Genomic DNA, 19,564 nt, shown 5'->3' with positions numbered 1-19,564 from the left:
AAACTATTTCTTGGCACCGTAGCGGCTACGCGACTGCTTACGTCCGTCGACGCCCAACGCGTCGCGAGACCCACGGACCACCTGGTAACGAACACCCGGCAAATCGCGAACACGTCCACCACGGACGAGAACGATCGAGTGTTCCTGCAGGTTGTGACCTTCCCCTGGGATGTAAACTGTGACTTCTTTGCCGTTGCTCAACCGAACACGAGTGATCTTCCGCAGAGCGGAGTTTGGCTTTTTCGGGGTCATCGTCCGGACCTGGAGGCAAACGCCCTGCTTTTGAGGACATTTCTCGAGCACTGGCGACTTGCTCTGGCTCTTTTTCAGCTTCCGATTCTTACGGACGAGTTGGTTGATTGTGGGCATAAATGGAAATCTAAACGTAAAAACCGCCCGGTGACACTTATCGACCGGAACGATTGACAACGAAAGGGTGAGTCGATGGAAGCCGCGAAGTATCGCGTGTGAGGGAGATTTGTCAAGGCCGAACGCGGGAGTCTGTTTTTCCACCGTCATGAAACGCGATTAGCCCTCGTGAAACAGGGCTCCCAGCCGTTACACTGTCGGGCCAAACACCGCCACGACGCCGCCTTTTTCTAGTCGACGCCGCACCAAAACCCGCGAGTCGGCGAGTTATTTGGCAGAGTTTTCCGGGCGATTTCGGCAGAGTTTCCTGAGCCATTCGGCAGACGCTTCCGGGCAGTTTGGCGGAGGCTAATTGGTCAGACACAAATACGGCAGGAATCTACCGGCGAGTACTGATCGGCCGCGCCCCCGCCCCCACACACGTTACTGACCGAAAAAGCCGTCTCGCTGAAACAGCCATCGGTACTTCCGTCTGTACTCGGCGACGCGAGACACCGCACCCGAATCTGTCGCGACCGATCCTCAAAGAGAGGGCAAACCTCACAAATTGAGGCGAGGGTGCACGTCGGCAGACAGCCGGAGTGCGAAACCGACTGGCAACTCAGCCCCCGACGCGACAAAATTACGGCGAACGCATGAAAATGGTCCCAGACAGAAATCGCCACAGAAATCGAACCACCTACTAAACCACGCTTTCATCTCGGATCTAACACCAGCCCACAACTGACACGAACAAGTACACAGAAACCTCACCGACACGTACACTCGGCATTTCGCCAACAACAATGTAGTCGGCGGCAATTCGTTCGCAGCAATTCGTTCGCAGCCGACTCATTACCGCGGCCGAACCCGTGACCGCCTTCCCCGCTCGCTATCTTGCCTATTCCCGCTTACCGCTTCGGATACTGCCGATCGACGGCGAACCCAAACGAACCCAACCTAGCCCCACCCAACTTGGCCCGGGCAAACCAGCCCAGCCCGTAACCTAACCGCCCAAAACCTCCTCTCTATCAGAAAGAAATAGCCTCCAATGAATCAACGCAAAGGGAGCCAGTTCGCAGGATTAGCCGTCGCCATTGTTACCCCGTTTCGCGACGGGGAACTCGATGTCGCTCGACTCCGCGAACAAATCGAATTCCAAATCGACGCCGGCACCAACTGCATCGTCCCCGCTGGCACAACCGGCGAATCCCCCACGCTGTCACATGACGAGCACGAACGGGTCATCGCCGAAACGATCTCCTGCGTGGCAGGCCGCGTGAAAGTGATGGCCGGCACGGGAAGCAACAGTACCGCCGAAGCACTGCGGTTGACCCGCCGTGCCGCCGCCGAAGGTGCTGATGCCACGCTGCAGGTCGCGCCTTACTACAACAAACCGACCCAAGAAGGCATGTACCAGCACTTCAAAGCGGTCGCCGAAGACGTCGACATCCCCGTCTGCGTCTACAACATCCCGGGTCGAACAGGGAAAAACATTGAGGTCGAAACGATCCAACGACTCGCCGAGTTGCCTGGGATCACGATGGTCAAGGAAGCAACCGGTTCGCTCGATCAGTGCTCCGCGATCCTCGGCTCGACGGATTTGACCGTCCTTTCGGGTGACGATTCGCTGACACTGCCGATGATGAGCGTCGGCGCCGAGGGCGTCATTTCGGTTGCCGGAAACGTCGTCCCCAACGTGATGCTCGAACTCGTCCGAGCTGCGGCCTCCGGCGACTACGCAACCGCGGCGGAAGTCCACCACCGCCTGTACTCCTTCTGCAGCATCATGCTCGGCCTGTCGACCAACCCGATTCCCGTCAAAGCCGCCATGGAAATGCTCGGCCGGGACACCGGCGAGCTGCGACTACCGATGGTCGCGTTGGACCAGGACGAGCGAAAGATCCTGCAAGAGTCTCTCGACCAGTTCGGAATCGGTTCAACAGTCGGCTAGCTCGAATCGACCACGTCGCGACGCGAGCCACTCGCGTCCGACGCCGATCTCGGCGATTCAATCCCTACCAACCCAAGACATGGGCGAACACGAGCGGTGCACATATCGAGGCATCACTCTGGATCATGAATTTGGGTGACTCCGGATCGAGCTTGTACCAAGTGATCTTTTCGTTGGGCACCGCGCCGCTGTAGCCGCCATAACTGGTGACAGCGTCGCTGATCTGACAGAAGTACCCCCAGAGCCGGACGTCTTTCTCGAGATCCTGTTTCAGCAGCGGGACGACACAGATCGGGAAATCTCCCGCGATGCCGCCACCAATCTGAAACATCCCGATCGGCGCGTCCGCGCTAGTGGCTTCATACCACTTGATCAATCGTCCCATTTGCTCGGTGCCGGTCGCGAACGCGGTGTGATTGGGGACAGTGCCATCATGGACGCGGGCGGCGTAGATATTGCCGAGTGTCGAATCTTCGATCCCCGGCGTATAGACAGGAATTCCCGCATCTTTTGCCGCCGCCACCCAACTGTTCTCACGCGGCACCTGAAAATGCTCGGTAAAAGTGGGATCATCCAACAAGGCAAACATGAAGTCGGCTGGCATCCACGTCTCGACGCTAGACGCCTGCTGCACCCAAAGCTTCGTCAACCGATGCTCGAGGTGCCTCATTACGGTTTCTGGTATACAGGTGTCAGTAACGCGGTTGAACCCGGCATCCCGCAGACGCACCTCATCGTCGACTGACAGAGCACGCCAATCTTGGATTGTCTGATACTCATCATGGGCAACCAAATTAAACAAATCCTCTTCCAAATTTGCCGCCGTGCAGGTGATTGCGTGCACTTTGCCCTGACGAATCATTTCGGCGAGCGATAACCCCAGTTCGCCGGTACTCATCGCCCCGGCGAGCGTCACCATCATTTTGCCGCCCTGGTTCACGAACTCACCATACGACCGAGCCGCATCACGCAGCTCACGAGCATTAAAATGACGAAAATGTGTTTCGAGAAATTCGGTAACGTTCATCGACGAACTCGATCGTAGGTGGATTCCGGACGGGAAAGGAAACAGCGGCGAATTGGTAGTGTTTTCTTCGATACGCGTCGATACGCCGGCAAGCATTCGCGGTGTTTTTCAGAACATTTTTCTTGCCGCACTGTTAGTTCAGTTATCGCAACCTCGTTGCTAGAATTATGGCACGGTGCGCCGCCTCATCTTTTCTGACCTCAAAGCTGTGACATGATTTCTCCCTCCCATCGTTGGCGACCCAACTCGCTAGACGAACACTCACGGCGCATCGTCCGAGCGATCGTCGTGGGGGCAATCATGGTCTTCGCGATCGCGTGGATGTGGGCACCGCGTACGGTCTCCTCGTCCGAATCCATTTGGTTTTCCCCCAGATCGACGATCGGCGCGGCCGAATTCGACTACCAACGGGCGACACACCAGGGCGGCCGGCACAGCAGCAATCGATCGCTGCTGAGCATCCAGGAGGGATGGAGCGTCGGCGGATTTCCGGTCGATTCGTATCACATTGTCAAAAAGGGCAGAAACACTCGAGTCGCGTTCAATGGCGTGGCGATGACGGTCAACCTCCTCGCCAACGCGATCCTGTTTGTGGGAGGCATTTTTTTCACCTACGTCGAATCTCCCAGAGAAACGATCTTCACAACGCTGCGCCCCCGCGATCAAAAGCGCAGCCGCGTGCTGATCGGCCTCGCCGTCACGACCGGCCTTCTGGTCCCCATCGCAACCCAGCATTTTCGCACCTGCGACCGGCTGAACCGAGAAGCCTATCAAGCACGCGAAGCCGGAGTGATCCGCTCGGTAAACCATCCATTCATGAGCCAAATGCCGACATGGTTCCAATCGGCTTGGACACACATTCACCGACTCGAGGTCTATGCGGCAGTCCAAAATTCGACGGCGAAGCAATCCTGGTCTCGGGGACAGCAACTCAACCCGATCGACTTTTCCGCCTACCCGGCCCTGCAAACGGTCGGGTTGATCGGACCGCTCGACGACACGGATTTTTCGGAGATCGCCAAACGCCCGCTACTGCACTCGCTGACTTTCTATCGAGTCAAAAACATCGAATCGGCGCAGAAAATCATCCGCGAAGCTCCGCTGCTCGACACACTCGAGATTCACATGGCACGCCGTCGGTCGCATCGGGGCCCGGACGAGTGGGACTCGTATGACGACATGGAGTTCTATGGACGTGGCTGGGACTACCAGATGCCCGACGGGCGAGACTGGCACGACGACTCAACAGAAACGGAAGGTGACTCCGACGAAACATTCGATGCGGCATTTGCCAAAGGCGAGTTCGACCTCACACACCTTCACGACCTACGAGTCCTCAAACTCGGACATGTTCCCGAGTCAGCGATCGACCTCGCACAAATCATTGAGACATCTCCCAACCTACAAGAATTCGACTGGCAAATCGCGGGCGAGATGGAGGACAGCTTCATCATCTCGGGAATGCCAATCCTCAAAACACTCTCGCTCAGCTCGACACGCGTACGCACCGAACCGACTCGCGTGGTCCTCGAAGATCTCCCCAACCTCCATTCGGTCTATCTGCCACGCACGCAAGAGTTCGACCTGACCTTATCCGACCTTCCGCTCCTGACGAGTTTCGAAGCCCGTGCGTTCTTCAGCATGGACGACGACGACGGGATCGACAGCATGCCGTTCGTGCACGCACTGACGATCAAAAACGCACCTAGCCTGCTATCTGTCGACATCACCACGTCAGAGTTGCTCCGGTGGGAAATCGACAACTGCGTCTCGATGCGCAGGCTCTCGGTATCAAAGGAACAACCACCTATCTCTTGGGAGGAAATGCGTGAAGGAAGCTACGACCCGAGCGATGACACACCAACGGTCAAATCTCTCGCTCCCCTGTGGGACTGGCTTTCGCAACGGCAGGGCGTGAACTCGCTGCGGTTGGTCAACCTCAACATTCGGGGCGTTGATTTCTCTCGATTCCAAAACCTTCCTTACCTTAAGTCGGTTTGGCTGGACGGTTGCAACGCCACAATCAAGCAGCTCGAAGCCGTTGCAAAACTGCCATCGATGCGTGAACTCCATGCACCCAACTTTCAACTCTCCGAGAAAGCGATCCAGCGCCTACTCGCTGCGAACTCTCAATGGGAAACCCTCAAAGTGGATTGGTCCAGTTTGCGAAACATTGAAATTCGCAATCAACCACTGCTGCGCAGCGCGATGGGGAATCGAGAACTGGTCGCCAATTCCATCCAACTCGAAAACCTGCCGCGGCTACGAGACCACCTTTTCACACGAACTGGAATCCATCAACTGAACCTAGCAAACGTCGGCCAACTCCAAGGTATCTTCATCTCGGGACGCATCCCCAAGACGGCCGACATCAGCGGCGTTTCGGCGTTGGAACATTTCTGCGTTGCAATCAGCGAGTTCAAACCCGAACACCTTGAGACACTGAAAAAGTGCGAAAACTTACAGACGCTCTGCTTGCCCAACTGCGTGGTGCCTGAATCCCTTTTTGAGCAGTTCCCGAAATGGAAAAAGCTCTCGACCGTTGACCTCAAGCTGCTTCGAATCCAGAAAGAAAACGGGGACATCGTTCCACTATCGGACGAACATGTCGTATCACTGGCAAAGATCAAAAACCTCAGCCGCGTCAACCTGGACCGAACCGCAATCTCCGGACGATCGATTCAGTTGCTGGCCAGGTGCGAGGACCTGCAAGCCATCTCCGTGCGCGGATGCCGACTTCGACCGGGCGACCTCGATCCGCTCGCCGAGAGCCGTGTTCTGACTGAACTCAATGTTACCGCGAGAATGAAAGTTCCTGAGCAGATCCAGGACATCGTCGTTCGCGGAGGCCCCAACGACGACCCCGACGACATGAGCACGTTCGACATGTCGTGGAACTCAATCTTTATCGGTGAGCCGAAGGCGAAAGAGCGCCTTCGAACCCGGCGTGCTGAGGCACTCGGTCCGCCTCCCGCCGGCAGAGAACCGAGGGGGCCGTTTTCGCGGCGGGGACCAATGCGTCGCAATGCACCCACACCGTGACGGTCATCCCGGCGAGCGTGAAGAGATAGGTGTGCACCATTTCGATAACACTGACATCGTGGAACATCCCGTTACAGAAGTAGCCGGAAAACGCTCCGATCGTCAGCATGCCGATCTGCCGCTGCGGCATTCCATCGGGATGCATTCTCGATAGCCTCCACGCAATGCATAGAACGCTGAACACAAACAATACGTGAAGTAGCAGACCGATCAGCCCGAGGTCCACCAAAAGGGACAAAAACACGTTGTGCTGCACGTACGGACGAACGTTCTCGAGCGGTATTCCATGACTGCGGATCGTATGATAGGGCTCGGCGGCGGTCAGGTACTGACCGAACCCGTGCCCTCCGATAGGCCGATCTTTGAACATTTCCCAGGCGACCGTCGCAAGCAACGGACGCAACTCCACACTCTTGGCCGCCTCGCTGGCACTGAGAGCCTTGTCGCGCTTCATCGATAGCAACTGTTCTTTCAGGCCGAGCGTCATCGCTCCGGCAAAGACAATCGTCATCGCAAAGGCCACCACTCGCACCTTCACGGGGACATACAACATTCCCATGATCGCGAGTGCCATCGCCGCCCCACACCAAACGCTTCGAGTCAGCGTCGCGTAGCAACCGGCGAGTACCACAACCGCCAAACCTCCATAGAGCAACTTCCCGAGTCGCCCCACCGAGAAGAAACGGATCACACACGCACTCAAACTCACCGTCATCACAATCCCGTTACCCGCCGGGTTGAGTAGCGGGCCACGTCCGCGGCCGTAGAACTCCCACACCTCAGGGTCATTGATGAACCTCGGAAAGACCAGCGAACGGAGATCTAACATCTCAAACACCGCCGTGACAGCCAGGTAAGTCCCCAGACAAACCATGACGGACACCAGTGCATTAATCGAGCTGGTAAGTCCCTTGCCGTCATTGCCAAACCCGGTCCGCGCGATGAAATACATCGATGCAGGAATCGCAATATAGAATAGCCAACGAGCGATCGGAGGCTGCTCGGCGTCAAACATTCCAAATCGCAGGCAACTCAGCAGCGCCCAAAACACCAACCCGATCACGACAAAATCAAGTCGATGGAGCGGGGTAATGGATTCGCTCCGGCGGACCATGCGAAGCCCGAGCACGAACAGCGCGGCCATCCATAGAAAGCGATCCAGACTCAGCGAAACCGGTCCCTGCACCGAAAAGAACGCGGGCCCAAACACGGTCCCGAGAACCAAAATCGCGATCACAGACGACAACACACGCATCCGCACCGCTAGCGGAGCAAGCCAGGGAAGCGCAGCGATCGAAAAAATAAATGCGAGCCAGAACATGCCCAAACCTACGTCGCGAACGCCACAGTGCACTAAAAACGAAAGTGCACTAAAAAACAGCCCGACACAGGAAATCATGTCAACACACTTTTACCTGTTGTGCCGGTTGTAGCCCCACCGGTCCGCCCTCCGATGTGTCGCGACGCTGCTTCATGGTAAAAGACTGCAATGGCGCATCTCGCTCTTTTGTTCTCACGGTAAAAAACAATGACCCAGCACAGTCCTACCTATGCCATCACCATCCGCCTCCGCTACACCGATGCCCCGGGCGCCATGGGGAAAATCACAACCGCCATCGGAGATGCTGACGGTGCGATCGGCGCGGTAGATATTGTTAACATCACGGGCCACGCGATCTCACGTGACTTCACGGTCAACGCCAAGGACGTCGAGCACGGCAAGCGGATCGTCGAATGCCTTCGAAAGGTCGAAGGCCTCGAAGTGGTTCACGTGTCCGACCGCGTGTTCCTGATGCACCTTGGCGGTAAAGTCGAAGTGCTCTCGAAATCACCGATCAAAACTCGTGACGACCTTTCGATGGCCTACACGCCCGGCGTGGCCCGGGTTTGCAATTCGATCGCCGAAGACCCTGACGCCTCGTTTGCCCTCACGATTCGACAAAACACCGTCGCCGTCGTCAGCGACGGTTCAGCCGTCCTCGGCCTCGGCAACATCGGACCTCGCGCGGCAATGCCCGTGATGGAAGGGAAGGCGATGCTGTTCAAAGAGTTCGCAGGAGTGGACGCGTTTCCGATCTGCCTCGACACCCAAGATACCGACGAAATCGTCCGCATCGTCGAGTGCCTCGCTCCAACGTTTGGAGGCGTGAACCTGGAAGACATTTCCGCGCCTCGCTGTATCGAAATCGAAGAACGACTCGATGCGAAATTGGAAATCCCTGTCTTCCACGACGATCAACACGGCACCGCCATCGTCGTGCTCGCAGGACTCAAGAACTCGCTGCGACGAATCGGGAAAGCCATGTCGCAGGTACGCATCGTGATCAACGGCGCCGGTGCGGCCGGAACCGCCATCTGCAAACTCCTGATCACCTCGGGCGCACAAAACATCATCGCGTGCGACCGCAATGGAGCCTTGCACGCCGGAGAAACGGAATTGGACGCTACCAAAGAATGGCTGGCCCAAAACACAAACCCGGAGGGCGTCTCGGGGTCGCTGAGTGAAGTGATTCGGGGCGCAGATGTTTTCATCGGAGTCTCCGCCGCGGACGTGCTGACCGTCGATGACATCAAGAGCATGAGCAGTGATCCAATCGTCTTTGCACTCGCGAACCCCGATCCTGAAATCAGCCCATCCCTCGCCGGCCCTCACGTCCGAATCATGGCAACCGGACGAAGCGACTTCCCGAATCAGATTAACAACGTGTTATGTTTCCCCGGTTTGTTCCGCGGAGTGCTTAACGTCCGCGCGACGACCGTCAATAATGAGATGAAAGTTGCTGCAGCGGACGCAATCGCCGACGTGATTCCGCCCTCCGATCTACTCGATGATTACATCATCCCCAGCGTCTTCGATCGAAGGGTCTCGCAGGTGGTCGCTCAAGCGGTCTCCACCGCGGCACTCGAAACCGGGGTCGCGCGGCGGAAAACCAAGGCCTCTTACCACCTGAGCTAACCACTCGCGCTGATCTCCCCACTAACCTTGAGTGGATCGCTCGGCGCGGAAAACCCGCCGAGGGCGGCTGAGCCGCACGCAGACACAACTCAGCTCTCATCAAGAGAGCCGAAATGCACTCCGAACGACTGCCTGTTCTCCTCCCTCGCTTGCACACCGATCGGTGCGGGCGCGTGTGGACAGATCACGCAATCCCGTCCGGGCAACCGCCAAACCCACTTCTATCTTGCTGCCGAAATCGAGACTCAAATGCTGACGCTAGGTTCATCACAAACAGTCAACCGATTCCGAGGCTTCGACTTTGCGAAGTTGATTCGATGCGCAGCGTTACCGGTAATCGCTCTGATGTGCATCGACGCGGCAACAACCGTCGCGCATGAAGGACACCATCATCCTGAGTCCCAACACTCTGCCGATCAACATGGCAACACATCTTCCACAGCGGTGACAACATCACGTCCCAACACGATGATCTTGCCGGCGCCTCCCGCGGGCGACGACGTGTTCCATTTCGTCATCTATGGCGATCGCACCGGCGGCGTTCCGGCAGGCCTGAAAGTACTCGAACAGGCGGTTGTCGATACCAACCTTCTCGACCCTGATTTAGTCATGACAGTTGGCGACCTGATCCAAGGTTATAACGAAACCGATCAGTGGACCGAACAAATGCATGAGTTCAAAGAGATTGTCAATCGCCTTAACATGAAATGGTATCCCGTTGCCGGAAACCATGACATCTATTGGCGCGGCCAAACCTCGGCTCCGCAGGGACACCACGAAGCCAACTACGAAAAACATTTCGGACCACTTTGGTACAGCTTCGCTCACAAGAACTCTGGTTTTATCGTCCTCTATTCGGACGAAGGTGACACCGCGACCAACCTGAAGGCATTCAATGTCGGTGCGTTGCAAAACATGAGCGACGAGCAGCTCGAATTCCTCCAATCGGCGCTCGACGACCACAGCGATCGAGACCATATCTTTGTCTTCCTTCATCACCCTCGATGGATCGGCGGTGGATACGAAGGCAGCAATTGGCCGCGTGTGCACGAGATGCTCGCCAAGGCAGGAAACGTCACTGCCGTTTTCGCGGGTCACATCCACCACATGCGGTACGAGGGTGAGAAGGACGGCATCGCCTACTACGCATTGGCAACGACCGGTGGTGCACTGCACGCCGAGATTCCTGACGCGGGTTTCCTACACCACCTCAATATGGTGACGGTCCGAAAGGAACGCATCTCGGTCTCGGCAATCCCGATCGGGACGGTAATGGACCCAAAGAAATTCACTCCTGAGTTTCTCGCCGAAGTCGAAGCCGCGACCAAAATCCGTTGCCGGCAAACATCACCGGAACTGGTCTTCACCAGCGATGAAGTCTGCCACGGAGAAGTCACATTCTCGATTAAAAATCCTGGCCCTCGCGACGTCGACATCACTCTTTCGAACGAACCGAGAACGTCCGACAACGGTTGGCAATCGAGCCTGGACCACAGCCACTTCGTGCTCCGCAGCGATGAAACTAAAGAGCTAACCTTTTCGATCGCCCGAAACGCGGGCGCCCTCGGCAAACTACTCATTCCAAAGATCCGCATGCAGGTTGACGTTTTGATGGATGAGGCACGAGTACGTTTACCCACCATCGACCAGTACATCAAAATCGTTCCCGGACAGGTCCCCGCTAGCTTCTTCTCCGGCAACCCTGACCAAGCCTTGATGGTTACCGACGAGGACTCCGCGATTCGTGTGGAGTCGAAAAACGTTCCGCTTCACGACGGCCCGTTCACAGCCGAGGCGTGGGTCCGACCGTCGAGCATCCAAGGATATCGAGGGGTACTCGCAAAAACCGAGAACTCCGAGTTTGCGATCTTTAGCAACGAAGGCGCACCGGAGTTCTCCGTACACGTCGGCGGGCGCTATGTCGTTGCAAAATCACAACGACCGATGATCGTCGATCAGTGGACGCACATCGCGGGAGTGTATGACGGCGCGTTCGTTCGACTCTTTGTCGATGGCGCGGAAGTCGATTCCCAAGTCGCCCACGTCGCCGGCACCGACCGCTCGGCTGTATTGAAACGAAAACGCAACAAACTGCCGCTGTACATCGGCGCTGACACAAACGCCCGCGGCGCACCTACCCGTGGGATGCGAGGCCTGATTGATGAGGTACGTCTTTCCAACACAGCAATCTATTCCGGTCCCTTCACCCCGGCACCGAGGAACACCCCGACGCCAGACACGGTGCTGCTGATGCACCTGGATCGGTCGGCGGGCCCATTCGTCCTCGACCAAAGCGATTCGGCATCCATGGGTTCGCTGGGAACGTCGAGCACCTTCGTTGCCACTCCCCCCAAATCCCTGGCTGCGACTCCTCCCAAAGACTGACCCTTACCGGGTTGCTCGAAAGCGATTTCGAGAGGACGATTGGGTAATGGAAAACGCCTCTTCTTCATCACCACCCGTTGCCGTATTCGAATCGTCCCACCGCGACCCTTGCCAGGAAGTCAGCCTGGTTCTGCAGGCGGTAGGCATCCCGTCCGCCATTGCCCGAGACGAAACCGGTTGGGTCGTCGCCGTGCCGGACGCTCGCCACGCCGCAGCGATTACTGAAATCGAAGACTACCTCAGTGATAAATCGGTCGAGGTACCGCGCGTTGAATCGAGAGTACGCCTCTTTGGTGGCGCGGTCATTGGCGTGGTCTTCTATGTTTCCATTCTCTGCGCGGTCAACGTCCTCGATCGAATCTCCGCGTACGGCGTGCAGTGGAGCGACGTCGGCCACATGCGTGCCGGCGACGTCATGGGAGGACAGATTTGGCGCACCGTGACGGCACTCACACTCCACGCGGACACATTGCACCTCATGTCCAATCTCGCCTTCGGCGGCTTCTTCGGACTACTAGCGGGAAGAATACTTGGCGGCGGCGTTGCCTGGTTGGCGATCGTTGTCGCCGGAGCCCTCGGTAACGCGGCCAATGCCTTCATGCGAGACGCCGACCATGTATCTATCGGTGCATCCACTGCAGTATTCGCGGCGCTGGGCATGCTCGTCTCGCACGCACTCCGTCCGCGAAAGGGCAGCACATCGACAGCCATGCAACGATGGACACCGTTGATCGCAGGCCTGCTGATGTTCGCATTCCTGGGACTCGAAGGAGAACGCACCGACGTGCTGGCCCACACAACGGGCTTCCTATCCGGAATGGCTGTCGGTTGGGGATGCTGCCGACTTCCCGAACGCGTTCTCGCAAGCGAGACCGTTCAATTCGCATCCGCAGCCCTCACGATCGCGCTACTGATCATTTCGTGGGCCGTGGCGGCATGGGCTTAGAGCACTTCGAGATTCGATGCTTCCGATCCCCGCAACTGGATCCGCCAGAATCAGGCCCCACAAGCCTGACGGTATCGCCTACGCGACTCTTGTGTCGCTACCACACAAACGAACGACATTCATCGCCAACCCACCCGTTCGCCACAGAACTTAACCGATCATTCAAAATTCTTGCTTGTGTCTCGTCCGCATCAAAAGCGAATCACCGCCGAGAGAAAAATCTCGAGCATCAGGCAGAAACAAAGCCACACCGGGCGAGCTTGATTGCAAAAACAGCTGCCTAAAAGAGAGAGCTATCGTTCCGCCGAATTAGCGGCGTACCAAGCAGAGGCACTGCAAACATCGGGAAAAGAGTTTCCCGGTCAATCGATTTGGGAGGGAGCGATTCGCCTGATCGAGTCGTGCACGACCTTCTCTCGACGAACGCTCAACTTCCTCACGCGGCAGATTTTACCGGCTCGTAAAGAGCCGTTTGCCGCGTTGTCCAATTGTCACTTCTTCACTTCTGTATATCAATCATCCAGCGAAAACTTGGTTTGAGAACACTGCTGCTCATCGTAATGAGACCAGCGAGTCTCTCGCCGCGATATCCGCCGGGGAGGCTACTACTCAGCGAGCGAGACGTTCTCTGCGCAAGGTCCCTTAGGGCCTCGTCCTTCGGTGTAAGTCACACGTTGTCCTTCGCGGAGGTCGTCGAATGCGACCCCATCGAGGTTGGACAAGTGAAAAAACAAGTCTTTACTACTTCCGGTGTCGATAAATCCGAATCCTTTATCAGTGATTCGTTTGATCGTACCCTCTGCCATCTGTTCATTCCTATTTGGTGTCTTGTAGCCGCACCCAACGACAGTGTGTCATCGGTAACCAACTACTGCCACGAAGTGTATCGTCCAGAGCGAACTTTGGCGATGCATTCCGCCGATCCGACAATCCCATTTTGCCCCGCGAAACCGCTTAGCCCCCGCGAATCGTTGGAATTTTGCACCCAAAAGAAGTTTCGTGAAAAGTTAAGCAAGAGAGACAATCTGACCAGTTGCGTGGCAGTTACAGGCAATACTTCCCGTTTCGAACACGACTTGCCGACGAACGCTCGAAGACCTGTTGGCAAACTCTGGCGACATCCGTAGCCATCCACTAAATTCGCTTTTGCGAAGACCCACACACGAACTACTGTTTATTCATTCAGGAAGAAAACGAATTGATTAGCGCGATCGCTGGGAAGCTCAGCCACGTCGGAGAAACGAGTGTCACGATCCAGGCGGGACCGTTCGATTACGAAGTTTACGTTGGCGATTTTACCCGCCGGCAACTGCAGCCCAAATTGAACGAAGACATCCGCCTTCACACGCTCGACTACATCGAGGGCAACACGACCGGCGGACGTTTGACACCGCGACTGGTTGGCTTTTTGACTTTACCGGAACGCCAGTTCTTTGATCTCTTCTGCAGCGTTGACGGTGTCGGGGCCAAGAAAGCCCTGCGGGCGATGGTCCGCCCTGTTCGCGAGCTCGCCGTTTTGATCGAGGAACAAGACACGAAGGCGCTCTCAACGTTGCCCGGTATCGGCGCCGCGACGAGCGAGCGGATTGTTGCCAAACTGAGACGAAAAATGCCTCGATTCGCCCTTATCGTTGCAGGCGAGGACCTGTCCTCCGAAGGCACCACGCAGAGCTCGCCGGTCGTCGAGGAAACCTACGAAGCCCTCGTGATGCTCGGCCACAGCGAAGCCGACGCACGACACCTGATCGACGAGGCGATCGCCAGCGGACGCAAATTCAAGGACACCGAATCTCTGCTCACCGCGATCTACCAGAAATCAAAGTAACCACCCTAGAAGCCGCGGACCTGATACAATCGGCGATTGCACCCGTCGTATCGGCAAACCGGAAAAGTGTCGTCGGCTCGTCGGTTTTCCCGTTGGTTGCTTGACCAATTCAACTGTCACGAATTCAACATGCCTGAACCCACCCTCGTCCTCGCCGTTGATGACAGCATCACTCAGGTCACCGGTATGCAGATCATGCTGCAGCAACACGGCTATGAAGTGGTGACGGCGAGCAACGGCCGCACCGCCTTGGAATCGATCCGCGAACGCAGACCCGCCGTCGTCGTGACCGACCTCCAAATGCCGGAAATGGATGGGCTGCAATTGGTCGCGGCACTGCGTGAAGAGTTTGCCGGTTTGCCGATTATCCTGACCACCGCCAAGGGTAGTGAAGAAATCGCTGCGAAAGCACTGCGACTCGGGGCGTCGAGCTACGTTCCCAAACGAACCCTCAACGAAGACCTCGTTCCGACGATCGAGCGAATGCTGTCGATGGTCGATGTGGCCGATCACCACACCAAGCCATCGTCCATCTTGAAATCAGTTCACCTGGAGATGTCGCTCGGTAACAACGATATCGAAGTCCCCAGTGTGATCGCCCGTCTCGAGCAACCCTTGGCCGAACTCGGCCTGCTCGACGACACCATGCAAATGCAAATCTCGACCGCGTTGGATGAAGCCTTAATCAACGCGATCATTCACGGAAACCTCGAGATTTCAACGGAACTGCGGTACGAAGGATCGGACGATAAATTCCGTGAGATCGTCCACACGCGGCAGCGGCAGGCTCCCTATTGCGACCGACATGTGACGATCCTCATGGAGGCCAACCGACAACAGGTAAAATTCACCATCCGTGACCAAGGCAAAGGGTTCGACGTCAACGCGCTGCCCGACCCAACCGACTTCAGCAACCTCGGCGAGTGTGGCGGCCGCGGACTGCTCTTGATCAACGCTTTCATGGACAAGGTCACCCACAACTCGGAGGGGACCGAAATCGTCATGCTCAAGCAGAAGGCGGACGCGACGTCTGAGACCGATTGAGGTCTTTCAAGTAAGACTGCGTGCAACGAACCAACTCATCGAGCATCCATCCGGCCGATGCAACATCACCGGTGTTCGCCTGTCGCTCCAACCGCTGCGCCGATGTGATTACCGAATCGGCTCCGAGACACCCGGCAGCTCCTTTCAGAGTATGTGCGCTGCGATGAAGCGCGGCCGCGTCACAGTCATTGAGCTGATCCCGCATCAACGGTAACAACTGCTCGGCTTCCTCAATGAAAGCAACCGCGAGTTGGCCCGCCATCTCTTCGTCGCCACGAGTTTTGTTCAAAACCGTCACCCAGGCGGACGGCAGCGAATCGTCATCTGCTGCCTTGGCTGTTTTGTTGGTCGACCGTCCGTTGCTGCGAACTTCATGATCGCCCGTCGACGAATCCGGCGAGGGCTCGGCTTGGCCACGAACATCACCGGGCGACTTTGCTCCCTCACGCCTCACGCCGACATTTCTTCGCGGCGCACGACGAGGCCGCCCCGGCTTCGGGGCTGTTTCAACCTCTGCTTCATGCTCCGAGAAGAGATCATTCACATCCGGCTCGTGGTCTTCGTTTTGCAGTTCGTCACGCCTCGAACCGTACCGTGATCGGTCAACGGCAGCCGTCGATTGCGAACCGGTCCCGTTGTCGAGAGACTCACGTCGCCGCGCAGACGGGCGTGGCAACACTGGCTCACTTGCCTCATCGCACTCTTGCTCTTCTTCGGGTTCAGACACGTCGTCGATCGTAGGCGTCTGCGGCGCAAAATGCCGATCCGACGCCTCACTTTCGGCCGAGTGCTCGTTGAAAACGGACGCTTCCGTCGGCGCTTCGCCGGGCTTGGGATTGAGAGCCTCGTCATCCGCATTGAGCATTGCAGGTGCTTTGACGAGCACGCGTTGCAGGTCGGCGACATCAAAAGGTTTCGAGATGTAATCATCCATCCCGGCCGACAGACAATTCTCGCGATCGCCTTTCATCGCTTCCGCGGTCATCGCCACAATAAACTGATGCTCATCCGATTCCGCTTCGCGTTCGCGAATAATGGTCGTCGCTTCAAAACCGTTCATCTCCGGCATCTGAATATCCATCAACACGATGTCGAACTTCTCTTTCTCGAGAGCCTCAATCGCTTCCCTGCCGTTGACCGCCAACTCGACTTGGTGTCCCCATTTATTGAGAAATCCGAGCGCGACCCTTTGATTAACGAGTCCGTCCTCAACGAGAAGAATCTTCCGAGGAGCAATTTTGGGAAGCGACGTCCGCTGCTGTGGATACAAACGTTTCTCGTGATCGACTCCCATGACTTCGAGAACCACATCGCGCAGTTCCGACGCGATCACAGGTTTTGTCAAATAGCGGTTAATACCGAGTTCACGCATCCGCGGCGAACTGAGCCCCGCAAACGAAGAGGACAACATCACGATCGGGCCATGCCGTAGCTCGTCCGACCGAGTCACCAGTTGCTCGGCGAATCCGACACCATCCAAATTGGGCATGTGGTAGTCGAGCAAGATCAAACCAAACGGATCCTCTTCCGCGATGGATTCTGCGATCACATCAAGTGCGGTTTCCCCGTCATCGGCCATGACCGGTTTCAAGTTCCAGAGCTGCAGGATTTCCTGCAGGATACGGCGATTGGTCGCGTTGTCGTCGACCACGAGAACTCGCGTGCCCGCGATCTTGGAGAACGCCGCCGGACGACGCGGTGTCTGGTCGGGCGAAACGCCCAATTTGACGTAGAAGTGAAACGTCGTTCCAACGCCGAGTTCACTCTCGACCCACACTTTCCCATCCATCATCTGGATCAACCGCGCCGAAATCGTCAGCCCCAACCCGGTGCCGCCGAACCGGCGAGTCGTCGAGGCATCGGCCTGCGAGAACGCTTCGAAGATCTTTTCCTGCTTCTCCTTCGCGATGCCGATCCCGGTGTCTCGCACCGTCACGTGCAACACCGCTTCGTCGTCGTCGAGCGTTTCCGGATTCACGTCAACGACGACTTCGCCACTGTTGGTGAACTTGATCGCGTTGCCGACAAAGTTGACCACGATCTGCCGGAGTCGCCCGGGGTCACCCACCAATTCATTGGGGATCCTCGGGTCAATCCGTCCGGCGAGTTCGAGCCCTTTTTCATTCGCCTTGAGCGTTAGCAGTTTGATCGCCTTGCCGATGCAATCACGCAGGTTGAACGTCACCGTGTCCAACTCGAGCCGCCCGGCTTCGATCTTCGAGAAGTCGAGAATATCGTTGAGCAGTCGGAGCAACGAGTCGGCCGACTGCTGCACAAGCGTCAGGAACTCTCGCTGCTCGGTCGTCATTTCGGTTCCCGATAACAACTCTGTCATCCCGAGAATGCCGTTCATCGGCGTGCGGATCTCGTGGCTCATGTTTGCCAGGAATTCGCTCTTCGCCGAGTTCGCCGCATCGGCGATTTCCTTGGCAGCCAACAACTCCTCCGCCGCCATCCGCCGCGCCGTGATGTCCCGGCTGATACCAACCATGCCCATCACCTTGCCGTCTTTTCCAGACAGCGGCACCTTCGTCGTCAGCAACCAAGTTGACTTCCCATCCGAGGAGCGAATGATCGTCTCCTCTTGATCGATCAGAGGCTCGCCCGATCGCATCACAACCTGATCGTCGGTCACAAAATTGCACGCTAGCTCCGGCGGCGAAAAGTCGTAGTCCGTCTTGCCGATCAGTTCGCTGACCTCTTTCAGGCCGAGCATGTCGAGTATCGCTTGGTTCCCCGTCAAGAAACGACTGTAACGATCCTTGACGTAGATGATGTCAGGGATGTTATTCATGATCGTCTTGAGCAAATCGCGTTCGCGTGCCAATTCGGTTTCGGCGCGAACCTGTGCAGTCACATTGCGAGAGATACCAAAGGTTCCAATGATCTCACCCCGATCATTTCGCAACGGCATCTTCGTCGTCGAACACCATGTATCGGGTTTGCCATCGCGAGTTTCTTTTTCAACTTTCCCGATGATCGAGTCGCCGGTGCGGATGATCCGTCGCTCATCTTCGAGCGCGTCGGTGGCGTGCTCCTCGCCAAAGAAGTCGGCGTCTGTTTTTCCGATCGCGTCTTCCGCTTTCTCGAGCCCAAACATTTCCGCCTGGGCTTGGCTGATGCGAATGAACCGGCTCTTGCGATCTTTGAAATAGACCGCGTCGGGAATGTTATCAAACCACGCATCCATCAAAAAACGCGTGTGCTTCAGTTCCGCCTCGGTCCGCTTCTGCTGCGTCACATCCCAACAGATCACCTCGACCCCGATGACCGCCCCATCGTCTCCGTAGACTGGCGTCCGAATGACCTCGAGATAGCACGACGACTTCACTTCGCCCCGTAACATGTCAAAGTCGCGCAAGTCGCGTTCGCGAACATTGGGAGCGTATTCTTCGATCATGTGATCGGGCTGCCCACTTTCCATTACCTTTTGTTCAATCTCCCATCCGACGCGAGCAACCTCGGACGAAAAGAGATCGAAATCGGTGCAGCCAATCACCTCACTGCGATCCAAACCAACCGAATCGCAAAAGGCATCATTCACCTCGAGGATTCGCCCGTCACAATCCTTTCGCAACACACAGAGGTCGAGCCGTTCGCTCCGACACTGACGCGAGCTGGCCGCCTTCTGATAGAGGCTGTGGTACACGTCGGAGGACGCCGCACCGTTTTCATTGACAGAAGACCGAACGCTCTGGGGCTGGGAATGGTTCATGAAATCAGCTCGCGTGGGGAATTGCTTGGTTTCATTCTACCCAGCTCACACCGAATTAACACAAAACAAATCAGAACACGAAGTCAGATTCGCCGTCTTCCGGCCCGCAAAACCCGACCGCTGATCTCACGAGATCCCGACCGCCAATATCGGGAGATCCCGACGGCCAACCTCAGAAGATACCGCCGATGCGATCAAAGAGCCTCGCCGATCGCTGCGGTGTCATCGAGTCCTCGTGCGACCGATTGACCCAAGTACCGTGCTGCGTCGACCGAACCGACGCGTTTTTTGCTTGCTGCCGCGTTTCGGTTGGGAAATTCTG

Annotated in this window: 12 protein-coding genes and 1 pseudogene; 8 read left to right on the top strand and 5 right to left on the bottom strand. The window is 56.8% G+C overall.

Annotated features, from left to right (window positions below; translation table 11 throughout):
* Positions 1 to 3: 3 nt before the first annotated feature.
* Positions 4 to 369 (bottom strand): 30S ribosomal protein S12, encoded by a 366-nt coding sequence (gene rpsL, locus RSSM_RS07430; RefSeq protein ID WP_008676202.1) that lies wholly within the window; start codon positions 367 to 369, stop codon positions 4 to 6.
* A gap of 1,030 nt (positions 370 to 1,399) precedes the next feature.
* Between rpsL and dapA the strand changes: the two genes are divergently transcribed.
* A complete protein-coding gene (gene dapA, locus RSSM_RS07425) occupies positions 1,400 to 2,302 on the top strand; it encodes a 4-hydroxy-tetrahydrodipicolinate synthase (RefSeq protein WP_008676200.1) in 903 nt (300 codons plus the stop codon).
* A 64-nt stretch (positions 2,303 to 2,366) separates the two neighbouring features.
* On the opposite strand, the gene RSSM_RS07420 is transcribed toward dapA, so the two are convergent.
* Complete coding sequence (locus tag RSSM_RS07420) at positions 2,367 to 3,329, bottom strand: deoxyhypusine synthase family protein (RefSeq protein WP_044301625.1); 963 nt, start codon at positions 3,327 to 3,329, stop codon at positions 2,367 to 2,369.
* A gap of 213 nt (positions 3,330 to 3,542) precedes the next feature.
* On the opposite strand from RSSM_RS07420, the gene RSSM_RS07415 reads away from it, so the two are divergent.
* On the top strand, positions 3,543 to 6,371 hold the full coding sequence (locus RSSM_RS07415; RefSeq protein WP_008676198.1) for a leucine-rich repeat domain-containing protein: 2,829 nt from the start codon (positions 3,543 to 3,545) through the stop codon (positions 6,369 to 6,371).
* Positions 6,372 to 6,576: 205 nt separating this feature from the next.
* On the opposite strand, the pseudogene RSSM_RS34605 reads toward RSSM_RS07415, so the two are convergent.
* Positions 6,577 to 7,086: pseudogene (locus RSSM_RS34605) on the bottom strand (O-antigen ligase family protein); the annotation flags it as partial.
* 813 nt (positions 7,087 to 7,899) lie between these two features.
* Between RSSM_RS34605 and RSSM_RS07410 the strand changes: the two are divergent.
* From RSSM_RS07410 to RSSM_RS07395, 4 genes are all read left to right on the top strand, one after another.
* Positions 7,900 to 9,327 (top strand): NAD-dependent malic enzyme, encoded by a 1,428-nt coding sequence (locus RSSM_RS07410; RefSeq protein ID WP_044301604.1) that lies wholly within the window; start codon positions 7,900 to 7,902, stop codon positions 9,325 to 9,327.
* Between the two features lie 249 nt (positions 9,328 to 9,576).
* Positions 9,577 to 11,712 (top strand): LamG-like jellyroll fold domain-containing protein, encoded by a 2,136-nt coding sequence (locus RSSM_RS07405; protein WP_008676193.1) that lies wholly within the window; start codon positions 9,577 to 9,579, stop codon positions 11,710 to 11,712.
* 46 nt (positions 11,713 to 11,758) lie between these two features.
* Positions 11,759 to 12,658: a rhomboid family intramembrane serine protease gene (locus tag RSSM_RS07400; protein WP_008676192.1), complete on the top strand. Its 900-nt coding sequence runs from the start codon at positions 11,759 to 11,761 to the stop codon at positions 12,656 to 12,658.
* Positions 12,659 to 12,922: 264 nt separating this feature from the next.
* Positions 12,923 to 13,198 carry a hypothetical protein gene (locus tag RSSM_RS07395; protein ID WP_008676189.1) on the top strand — a complete coding sequence of 92 codons (276 nt, stop codon included), beginning with the start codon at positions 12,923 to 12,925 and terminating at the stop codon, positions 13,196 to 13,198.
* Between the two features lie 65 nt (positions 13,199 to 13,263).
* On the opposite strand, the gene RSSM_RS07390 is transcribed toward RSSM_RS07395, so the two are convergent.
* On the bottom strand, positions 13,264 to 13,464 hold the full coding sequence (locus RSSM_RS07390; protein ID WP_008676187.1) for a cold-shock protein: 201 nt from the start codon (positions 13,462 to 13,464) through the stop codon (positions 13,264 to 13,266).
* Between the two features lie 392 nt (positions 13,465 to 13,856).
* On the opposite strand from RSSM_RS07390, the gene ruvA reads away from it, so the two are divergent.
* Entirely contained in the window at positions 13,857 to 14,483 is a 627-nt protein-coding gene (gene ruvA, locus RSSM_RS07380; RefSeq protein WP_008676182.1) for a Holliday junction branch migration protein RuvA, read from the top strand.
* 129 nt (positions 14,484 to 14,612) lie between these two features.
* Complete coding sequence (locus RSSM_RS07375) at positions 14,613 to 15,527, top strand: response regulator (protein ID WP_044301621.1); 915 nt, start codon at positions 14,613 to 14,615, stop codon at positions 15,525 to 15,527.
* Here RSSM_RS07375 and RSSM_RS07370 read toward each other — a convergent pair.
* Complete coding sequence (locus tag RSSM_RS07370) at positions 15,490 to 19,242, bottom strand: PAS domain-containing protein (RefSeq protein WP_063709027.1); 3,753 nt, start codon at positions 19,240 to 19,242, stop codon at positions 15,490 to 15,492. The two genes, RSSM_RS07375 and RSSM_RS07370, sit on opposite strands and share 38 nt — an antisense overlap.
* Positions 19,243 to 19,564: the final 322 nt, after the last annotated feature.

The organism is Aporhodopirellula sallentina SM41 (genome assembly GCF_000346505.1).
GTDB classification, from domain to species: domain Bacteria; phylum Planctomycetota; class Planctomycetia; order Pirellulales; family Pirellulaceae; genus Rhodopirellula; species Rhodopirellula sallentina.
Note: the sequence above shows the minus strand (reverse complement) of the source record. Positions and strands in the feature narration are given on the sequence as shown.